General features: G+C 63.7%; 6 protein-coding genes and 1 pseudogene. All 7 read right to left on the minus strand.

Translation table 11 applies throughout. From position 1 onward, the window contains the following. Positions 1-77: 77 nt before the first annotated feature. Positions 78-764, minus strand: a complete 687-nt coding sequence (locus LJF27_RS16865; RefSeq protein ID WP_003106170.1) for a YoaK family protein — start codon at positions 762-764, stop codon at positions 78-80. 163 nt (positions 765-927) lie between these two features. Next, the gene (locus LJF27_RS16870; RefSeq protein WP_003106171.1) at positions 928-1,860 is read right to left on the minus strand and encodes a hypothetical protein; all 933 of its coding nucleotides are present in this window, start codon (positions 1,858-1,860) and stop codon (positions 928-930) included. A gap of 263 nt (positions 1,861-2,123) precedes the next feature. Further along, positions 2,124-3,266: pseudogene (locus LJF27_RS16875) on the minus strand (IS3 family transposase); the annotation flags it as partial. Positions 3,267-3,307: 41 nt separating this feature from the next. Beyond that, positions 3,308-4,894, minus strand: a complete 1,587-nt coding sequence (locus tag LJF27_RS16880; RefSeq protein WP_023117236.1) for a type VI lipase adapter Tla3 domain-containing protein — start codon at positions 4,892-4,894, stop codon at positions 3,308-3,310. Continuing rightward, the gene (locus tag LJF27_RS16885) at positions 4,894-7,050 is read right to left on the minus strand and encodes a T6SS effector phospholipase Tle3 domain-containing protein (RefSeq protein ID WP_003118122.1); all 2,157 of its coding nucleotides are present in this window, start codon (positions 7,048-7,050) and stop codon (positions 4,894-4,896) included. The genes LJF27_RS16880 and LJF27_RS16885 overlap by 1 nt, the downstream gene beginning before the upstream one ends. Further along, the gene (locus LJF27_RS16890; RefSeq protein WP_003112696.1) at positions 7,047-7,544 is read right to left on the minus strand and encodes a hypothetical protein; all 498 of its coding nucleotides are present in this window, start codon (positions 7,542-7,544) and stop codon (positions 7,047-7,049) included. The genes LJF27_RS16885 and LJF27_RS16890 overlap by 4 nt, the downstream gene beginning before the upstream one ends. A 3-nt stretch (positions 7,545-7,547) precedes the next feature. Next, on the minus strand, positions 7,548-9,733 hold a 2,186-nt coding region (locus LJF27_RS16895; RefSeq protein WP_229601858.1), incomplete at its 5' end, for a type VI secretion system Vgr family protein.

The following is a 9,733-nucleotide window of genomic DNA, read 5'->3' on the forward strand; positions in this document are numbered from 1 at the left end:
GAGGTCAAGAAGTGCTGCGCTCCGTTCCGGGGATTCGTCGGGCCGTCGTGGCACGCGGCAAACCCCGCAGTGGCCGCTCAACGCACCATATAGTCCATCTGCCATGGCCGCGGAATCACCAGTGCCAGCAACGCGAGAAGAGCCGCCAGCGCTGCGCTCGCCGCCATCGCCGCGAGGCCCAGTTGCTGTTCCAGCAGGGCGCCGAGCACCGCGCCGACGCACATGCCGCTCCAGGGCACCAGTTGCACCCGCCAGCCGTTGCGCCGCTCGCCTAGCAGCCAGCGGCCGAGGCCGCGGCCGAAGCGGGAGAGGGCGCCGGTGACGTAGGTCAGGCCGATGGGCAGGCCGTTGACCTGCTCGACCACGGCGTTGAGCATGCCCATGGCGAGGATCGCGGCGACCAGCGCCGGCACGTTCCAGTCGAATGGCCAGACCGCCGACAACGCCAGCAGCATCGCGCAGCAGACCAGGATCGGCGCCGCCCGGCGCCCGCTGAAGCGCGCCAGTATCACTCCCAGCGCGTTGCCGACGACGAAACTGGCCAGGGCGACGCTCAGCCGCACCAGCCCGCCGAAGTCGCCCTCGCCCAGCGATACCGCCAGGCGCGTGGTGTTGCCGCTCATGAAGGAAACGAAGTCGCCGGTGGCGAGGAAACCGATGGCGTCGGTCATGCCTGCCAGTACCGACAGCCCGGCCACCAGGCCGAGCCCGACACGCCCGCGCGTCCGCCGCAAACGAAGGCGCCGCGCGCTGCTACCCACCATGCTGTCTGGAAGCATCCGGAGAAACCACCCGCAGGAAGAGAAGGTCCGCCCCAGTGCGGACTCCCGATCTTAAGGCTCTCCCCAGGGAAAAGGCCAGGGGCGAGGCGGAGCGTCTGGGGCCGAAGATCCTGGTCAATCGGCAATGACAGTGCGGGGCGGGGCCTCAGATATCGAATACCGGTACCTGGTTTCCACCCAGTACCTCGATCTTGTCGGTCCGGTAGACCACCATCGCCTTGCTGCAGGTCACCGTGGAACGACCCTCTTTGCTGGCATTGAGATACACCGTGCCCTTGCCGGCGTAGACCGCTCTCGCGTTGGCGGCGATGCGCAGCTCGAGGGCCGCCGCTTCTCCGTCCTCGTCCCCGGCGAAGTCGCACCCGTAGAGGGCGATGGCCAGTTCCTTGCCGAACAGTTCGAGAAGGGTCGCACCAAAGGCCTGGGGCTCGACGAACTGCTTGCCCTGGACACGCCGGGCCATGACGTCCGCGGTGCTCTCGCCGTGGGGGTTGCCCAGCCAGAGTTGGCCAGCCGTGCCGTGGGTGGCGATGAGGATCGTATCGATGAAGTACTGTTCGCCGCTCTCCGCGGCAACCTTGCCTAGATCCCGAACCAACTGGGCGTAGTTGGTATCTGCCTTGATCGCGAAGGCCGGCTTGTAGAGCTTGTTCCGCGCATAGGCGACGACCGCCTCCGCGAAGGCGCTGCCGGAGTCGCCTCTCCGGATCTCCTGCTGGAAGTCGTGGTAGATGACCAGGACCGCCCCTTTCCTGACCGGGCCGCTGAGCCCTCCCTTGACGATGTCGAGGGCGAAACGGAAATTGGCGCTGAGCACCTGGGACGCATGGGTAGGAAAGGTATCCGTATCGGTCAGCAGTTCTACTTCGGTACCGACCAGCACCTCCTTTCGTTCGTCGCCCTCCGCCCAGGGCGTGTCGTCCACATCCGTTCCGTAGATCCTTGCGTCCAGGTCGACCTCGACGAGCGTACTCACTGTGAAGGGCACCAGAAGCTCTTCCGGGCCGAGTCGATTCTTGACCACGGCGCCCTTGCCTTGCTTGGCGATTTTCGTGACTACGCCATGCCATGAGCGCATCCTGTTGCTCCTGTGGGAGTCCTGGTAGGAACGGCATCCGAGCATGCAGAACTATAGACGTGAAACGGCCAGCCCCGAGGAACTATCCGCCGATCGACCCTCCATCTGGCCCCGGCCTTGGGTGCCATTCCCGGCCGGACAGGATCGGTTGCTCTGGTCTCTGCGGCGAGGGACAGGTGCTGCTCGGCGGAGCGGGTGGCGGTGAGGCAGGTCTTGTCTAGTCCTGAAATAGGTTTACACCTGCTCAGGTAGGCCGATAGGCCTCAAAACGCCCGATGCACCGCATCGGGCGTTTTGTTTTTCAGGGCCATGTGAGGCCGCTCTGTGTTGTAGATCTGCACGGCTTCAGCAACCATCTTCCTTGCCTGCTCCAGATTTTCAGGGCTACTCAGCAGCAGCTCTGTTTTGAGGATCCCGTTGATGCGCTCAGCTAGCGCGTTCTGGTAGCAGTCATATCCGTCAGTCATCGAGCACTGGACGCCATGCCGTGCATGCAGTGACTGATACAGCGCCGAGAAATATTGAATACCGCGATCCGAGTGGTGGACCAGTGACTGGCGACGCTGCCGTTTGCGTAGGGCCTGCCTAAAGGCTTGTGCAACTGACTTGGCATGCAGGCTTTCATGCACGGTGGCCAACAATTTTTCTGGAATACGCATCCGTTACCAGGCTTAGGTACAGCGGGCCGCTACTGGCTGGCAGGTAAGTAATGTCCGCCGCCCAAACGTGCTCCGGTCCTGACGGGACAACCTGGTTCGGGCCTGACTTGAGTAGGTTCGGATGGCGGTAGAAGCGGTGAAAGCTTTGTGTTGTCTTGTGATACGCCCGCTTGGGCAACACCAGCAAACGGCGCTTTCCCAGGACCTGAAATAGTCGGTCTCGGCCAATTTGGAGCCGCCTATCAGGCTGGCAATGCAGCAGATAGTGCAGCTTTCGTGTGCCTAGTCGTGGCTGACGTATCCGGATTTGTTGAACAAATTCGACAACCCGATCTGCCTGGCGTGCTTTGCTATCAGCAGCTCGATTGCGCTTGTAGTAAGCCTGTCGGCTCATGCCAAGAAACTGACAAGCCCTGGCAATGCTCAGTCCTGCGACTTGACCTTGCGAGAGGACTTGCCGGATCGCTTTTTTACGACCGATACACCGTAATCATTTTTCAGGACATCGACGACGGTCTCGAAGAACTGAGCCTTCTGGCTCATCAACTCAAGCTGCTGCTCAAGCTCTTTGATCCGCTGCTCTGGAGTGAGCGTTTTGGGGTCAGACATCGCGCAACTCCTCTCGGCCCGAATCGACGCCCTTTGGCTCCAATCCTGCCGACCATGCTTGCGCAACCATACCAGAACCGTCGACCGGCCCTGGATGCCATACCGCACCTGGGCCTGCTTGTAGGTCACCGGTCCTTGTCATCTGACGAAAACTCCATCTGGCGCGGGACACCATCGACCTACAAATCGTCCTGCCAGTCGGTGCTGGGTTTGAGGCTGCTCAGGAACTTTTCCAGGGCATAGTCTTCGCCGGGCGGCAACCGGGTCGTGAGCCGACTGGCGGGCGCCACCGGGTCGGCCGATGGCGGCGGACCGTCGCCGCTGGCGGTCTGCGGCAGCAGGTCGACGCCGAACGGGTCGTGAGCGGGCTTCTTCCCAGGCGTCGGCGAGCTGATGCCGATCAGGGTCGCCTGGTCCTTGCGCCGCAACGGCATCACCATGCTGCTGTCGCCGTTGAGGTAGCTGGCCATGGTCGCCAGGGCGATGCCAACGAAGGGCGAGGCCGCGCCGGTGTCGCCCAGGCGCTGGGTCAGGTCGTAGCTTTCCCGCGAGTCCAGCAAGTCCAGCGAACTCTGCGCGGCGCCCAGCGCCGGGGTGAGTTCGGCCAGCGGCGTGGCGTTCAAACCGCCGTCGTAGAACAGCCGGGCGGGCGCCGGCCTGAGCCCGGCACTGGCCGTCTTCCAGGCAGCGGCCAGTTGTGCGGTGAGAGCTTCGCGCTTGAGCCGTTCGCCGGTATCCGGGCGGGTCAGCGGCACACTCACCGGCCGATGCAGCCTGGCCAGCACCGGCAACGCATCCCACTGCTCCAGAGCCCGCTCGGTCCAGGGCTGGGGAATGAACGGCGTGGGGCGGAACTCCACCGGCGGCTTGCGCCAGCCCCAGCCACGGAACTCGGGGTCGATCCGGTTTTCGTTGACCTTGGTGTAGGGGGCGAACTGGCGTAGCCAGTCGACCCGCTCGGGGCGGCCGACGATCAGGGCGACCATGGTGTCAGTCAACTCGCCCGGCTGTCTTGGGCCAGTTCCCACACCGATGGGCTTCTCTCCTTTTGCCATCAGGGACAGGGCCATGTTGAAGCCTTCATTGGCATATATCAGTACTGCCGGCAAGTCAGGATTGCGTTCGAACAATCTGAACAACGCCTCCAATACTCCTTCAGGCGTATCGTTGCAGATAATGCCATCCTGCAGATTGACAATACGATGCCAGTGCAGTCCTGCTGGAATGCGCATGTCATTAACCATTGCTGATAGGCTTCCCTGAGTCTCTTCAGGAGTGAAGCGCAAATTCGGTGTATTCGGGTTCCAACCACGTACCACCGTTACGGTAGGAATAGGCCATTTCTCCAGAAAGTTCTTCAGTCCTAGCTCCAGAGCATCAGCCTCTCGCTTTTCAGAAGCAATATCCTTGTCATCGGCTGTAACCGGATACTTCCTCGGGTCCATCGGCAGGATGCTGCCGACATGTAAGGCCTCGGCCTGCATGGCATTTTGCTCCTGCAAGGCCTTCCACACCTGCCCCTGGCGAAACACATCCAGACTCATGCCTACGCTGAGTACATCCAGGGTTTCCAGGCGCGGCGACGTTTTCGGAGCGTGATAAGCATCAGCGGACATGGCGGCCTCCTTGGCCGGGGCGTAGGCGGTAACGGGCGCCGCCGGACTGGCGAAGCAGCGCATCGAGGACAATTGCGGCTCGGCTGCTTGCCCGACAGAGCAGCTCAACAGAATCCCAACGAGAGACAAGACAGGAAACGTCAAACGCATTAGATCGGCCCTCCAAAGCAAACAGGGCGATCGTAATAGCGATCATTTATCGTTTGCGTCGCCACTAAGCTAGGTAAGGTATTTCCAACAATCGAGGGAATGGCCCCACTTCTGCGATAAATCTCTGTGGAATCGATCAGTTTACGGTTTCCAGCTTCTTCCGCGCGATATAAGGCGCGAACATCTTCATCAGGCAGGTCTAGTTCGGTATCTGACTCAACTTGCGCTCTTCCTTTTGCGCGAGTTGCATTCCAATCCAACCGCCAATCCGCCACCCGACACAGATACTGATAGAAAACCACATCATCCACGCTGTCCCCGGCCCCGATGGCCAGGTCATAGGCCAGTACCCGCCGGTTATGCTCCGGGTTGTTGGGTATGGCCGAGTGGAACGACAAGGGCTCCAGATGGCCCTCCGCCGTCTGCAGGCGCAGCCGGGCCTCGTAGGGAGTTTCCGCGCGGGTGACCAGAACCATGCCGGTGCCCAGTTCACGAGCGGAAAACACATGGGTCTGCTGGGCCAATTCCTTGCCTTCGTTCAACGCCCTCTCCACGCTGCGCGCGTCGCGCCCGTAGCGGTACGCCAGCGCGGCGTCCACCTGTTGCGCGACGGCGTGCCCGCTGTCCTTTTCCTTCCAGCCGCCGTTGCTTACGCCGATGGCGGCGTCGATCGGATCGAGGGTATCGCGCACCTGATAGACGCCGCTGGCGGAGTTCTCTCCCGGCGCCGTGACGGCTCCGTCGAAATCGAATCGCGCTTCCGTCGGCAACGGCAGACGCGGCGCGGTCAGCAGCACGCTGTCGCCCTGGTCGAAGTTCGCCCGGCCGAATCTGTCCTTGCCGCCCAGCCCGGTGTCTTCCCAGGTCTTCTCGCCGGCCAGCAGAAGAGGATAGACATGGGGAGGGGCGTGCCCGCCGATCTTTTCCTTCTCGCCATTGCGCTTGCGTACGGTGAAGATGCGCTGGTGAAAACCCTGCGGCAGCCCGGTCCTTCCCGGGAGCCCCTTGACCTGCTCAGCAATGCCGCGCCAGCCGATACCCTGGACGTTGGCAAGTCCCACCGTCTGGTCCTGGGGCGTGAAATACAGGTAGACACTGCCGCGATTGTCGCGCTCATCGAAGCTGAGCCGTTCCCCGTCGATGGTCGTCTGGCAGCCCTGGCCACCCACCCAGCCGGGGCCGCCTATCGCGCCGTAGCCTTGGCAGTTGCGCAACGCGACGCTGCTCAGCGCGGGGACCGGATGGCGTCGGCCGCAGATGAACTCGAGGATACCTTTGAGCGTGGCCAGCCGCGCCTCTCTGGTCTGCTGGCTGCTCCAGCCCTGGAGCTTCTCGTTGAGGGGTTCGAACAGGCCGTAGGGTGAGTTGAGCATGATCACCCCGTCCGCCGGCGCCACGCCGTCATCCTTGAGGAAGGCATGTGCCAGCAGGGTCAACAGGGTGCCCTGGCTGTGCCCGACGACATTGATGGTGTCGTCCGGGTAACGCTTGCGGATGATCTTGATCAACATGGCCAGGCGCATGGCCGCAAGGACCATGTACTTGCGCCCTGCCGCCGAAAACAGCGGATGGGTCATGGTGCCGCCGAACCAGTCCAGCGAGATGAAACCGAACAGCTTGCCGTTGAAACCCTGGCCCCACATGTCCGGCAGGTTGGTGGTGGCATTGACGAACTGCCCGCCTTCCTTGGTGCCGGACTTGTCCAGCCGGTTGCCGTTGCGGTCCAGCCATTCGCCGTGGGCCGCGGTCTTGTTGATGTATTGCTCTTCCTCGCGGAAGCCCCAGTAGAAAGGTACGACTACGCTGCGTACGGCGGCCCCGCCGGCGCCACTGGCGAACTTGCGCCGGTAGTAGACGACGTCGGGGTTCTCTGCCTTGCCTTCGTCGTCCGCCGGCAGGCTGTAGCCCGCCGGCGTCAGGTAGCCGGGATTGGCCTGCCCGCCGGGCAAGGTCGGCGGCATGTCCAGGCGTTCATTGAGCCCCTGGCAGAGCCCTCGCTCGATCCGTTCGTAGCAACCCGCGAGATCGTTGACGCCATGCACCACGATGGTCACGCAAGGCTTGGGCGGAGGCGGCACCAGGTGCACGTCGCCGCCCTTGGGCAAGGTGATGGACTGGGCAGAGACGATCGTCCTCGACCGAACCCTATCGTTCATGGCTTCTCTCCTTGCCGCTCCTCGGCGTTGCGTCGTGCCAGGCAGGTCGCTTCGTCGAGCAGCATCCAGTTGCCAGGTTCGCCGGCCAGGCAGAATTCGACGGCAATGCTGGAAACCGTTTGCCGGTGCCGACGGCTACGCTCGTTGAAATGAATGAATGCGTTGTAGCTCCCATCTGGCTGCAAGCGCTCCGGCCGGCGCAGGAGCACGCTGGAGCCGGGATAGTCGCCGAAGACCTCGATCTCCCCGGCACGCCACCCGGGCGGGAGCTCGATCCGCCACAGCGTTTCCTGGCAATGACTGCCGACCCGCCGACATACCGAAACACGGGTGATCTCGACGTCGTTGGTTTCCGCCAGCAAGGGGCGTAGATCCAGTGTCACGCGCCCGGAGCCGGCGTGCACCGGGATCTGCGGTGGCAGTTTGGAAACGGCCAGGGCCTGGGCGCTTCCCAGGCCGAACAGGCAGGCAATGAGCAAGGTCTTGCATTTCATTGGTCAGTATCCCGTTGGGAAGTTTTTCAGTACGCCAGCGAACCTGCTGTTCGCAGAGGCTTCCCCGAACTCGTTCTTCTCGAGGAAATAATCTCGAACGATGTCTCCCTGCTGTTCGATGTTGTAGTCCTTCAACGTCTTTCCCGGCTCCAACCGGTAGGCGTACTGGTCGCCTAGGAGAAACTGCCTGGCTTGCTGGTAGGCCCCCACCAGAAGGACGTTGACGCCATGCTGGTGCTGCCAGACATGGGTCATTTCGTGAATGAACAGACCCTGGCGCTGCAGGCTCTCCAGGCTCCAGTCCGCCACGCCGCGCAACTCCTCGCCGAAGTAGATGTGGCCGTTCGGCGCCATCACGTAGTCCTTGCCCTGCCAGGGGACATAGTCCTCGTCGCGCAGGCGGACCGTGGAATAGTCGATGGAATCGCCGAATACGCCTTTCGCCAGGCTGATTTCCCCTTCGCTGAGAGCACGTCCGGCCTCGGCGTCGGGGCCACTCAGGAGCTTGCCGACTGCAACCGCCGCGCCAACCGCCGCTGCTATCCCGGCAACTGCGGAGGCGGGCGATTTCGTGTGTTTCATATCGACCTTGGCGATGTTCATCGCATCCTTCTGCAGCAGCTGGGTAGCGCCTTCGGCGTCGGTGGCGCCCTCGATGACCTCGCCGTTGGCCATGGTGATGGTATAGGGCACGTTGGGCATGGCCGTCTGCCCGTCCAGTTGCTTGAGGACGAACCGCCGCTGCGTCTCGCCCACCTCGAACTGCGGCAGCTCGGCTTCCAGGCTGGCCGCGCCGACATGACTGTGCTTCGCCGCCTTGACCACGAAGTTGCCGGGCATGCCCAGCTCGATGTTGCCGCCCTTGAGGGTCAGGTAGGCGCCGCCGCACATCAGGGTGATGTGCTCCTTCGCGGTGACCAGCACGTGCTGCTGGCTGGCGCTGACCTCCACGCTCTGCTCGGCCTCCAGGCGGATGTCGTTCTTCTGCGCCTGCAGCAGCATCGGCCCCTGGTGGGTGATCTGGCGCAGCTCGCCGCCCTGGGCGAACAGGCCGATGTCGCTGCCGGCGTTGATCACCACCTTCTGCCCGGCGGTCACCTGCTGGTTCTGCCGGGCCACGCTGTCGACGTGCTCGCCGGCGGCCAGGGTCAGGCTCGCCGGCGTCGCCGCGGCGATCCCTGCCGGACCGCTCAAGGCGATCGCCGGCTTGCCTCCGTTGCTCTTGCCGGACTCGTCGTTGGCGCCGTGGCCGAGGTCGCGCACGGCTTCCTGGAGGGTTTGCTGCGGCGCCGCGTCGTGCCCCACGCCCTGGTGCTCCCCGGCGTAGTCGCCCAGCTCGCGGGCCAGCTCCAGCGCGGCCTCCAGCACCTGCACCACGACGCCTCGGTCGAGATGGCCGGCGCCGGCCCTGAGCTGCTCCTCGGTGCTCAGCAGCAGCCCCTTGGCCGCACGCACCGCGCCATGTTCGTCGGTGCGCAGTTCGAAGCCCTCGCCGCGCGGCTTGCCGCCTTCGGGCCGAGGATGGGTCAGGTAGCCCAGGTGCAGCGCGCTGGCACCGTGGTCGCTCATCAGCGCCGCACTGATCTGCGCCGTGGTGTCGTCGATGCGCAGCTCGTTGGCCCGACTGCCCTTGTACTCCTTGCTCTTGATGGTGCTGAGGATCTTGTGGTCGGGCAGCGCGTAGGGCGGTCGGTTGGTCGCCCGGTAGGTGCGCCCGGTGACGATCGGCTGGTCGCAGTCGCCGTCCAGGTAATCGACGATCACCTCCTGGCCAATCCGCGGGATCGCCATGTGCCCCCAGTCGGCACCTGCCCAGTTCTGCGCGACCCGTATCCAGCAGGTACTGAATTCATCGTGACGTCCCTCGCGATCCCAGGGGAACTGGACCTTCACCCGTCCCCACTCGTCGCAATGGATCTCTTCCCCTGCCGGGCCGACTACCGTCGCGATCTGCGGACCATCGATACGCGGCCGAGGCAGCGGTGCGGGACGCCATTCGACGTCCTCGGGTACCAGTTCGGCGCGCAGGTCGTAGCTCACCCCCAGAGGGGCGTCGGCGGACTCTTCCTCCTGGCCGGCATACTGGGTGCCGCGATGGACCACCCGCACCGGCCGCCACCAGGCGTTGAAGTCGGCACGCGGATGACCTTCCAGGGCAAAGGCGTGGCCCGGGATCAGCCGCGGGTCGT

Origin of the sequence: Pseudomonas sp. 203-8 (assembly GCF_020708595.1) — a bacterium.
Classification (GTDB): domain Bacteria; phylum Pseudomonadota; class Gammaproteobacteria; order Pseudomonadales; family Pseudomonadaceae; genus Pseudomonas; species Pseudomonas aeruginosa.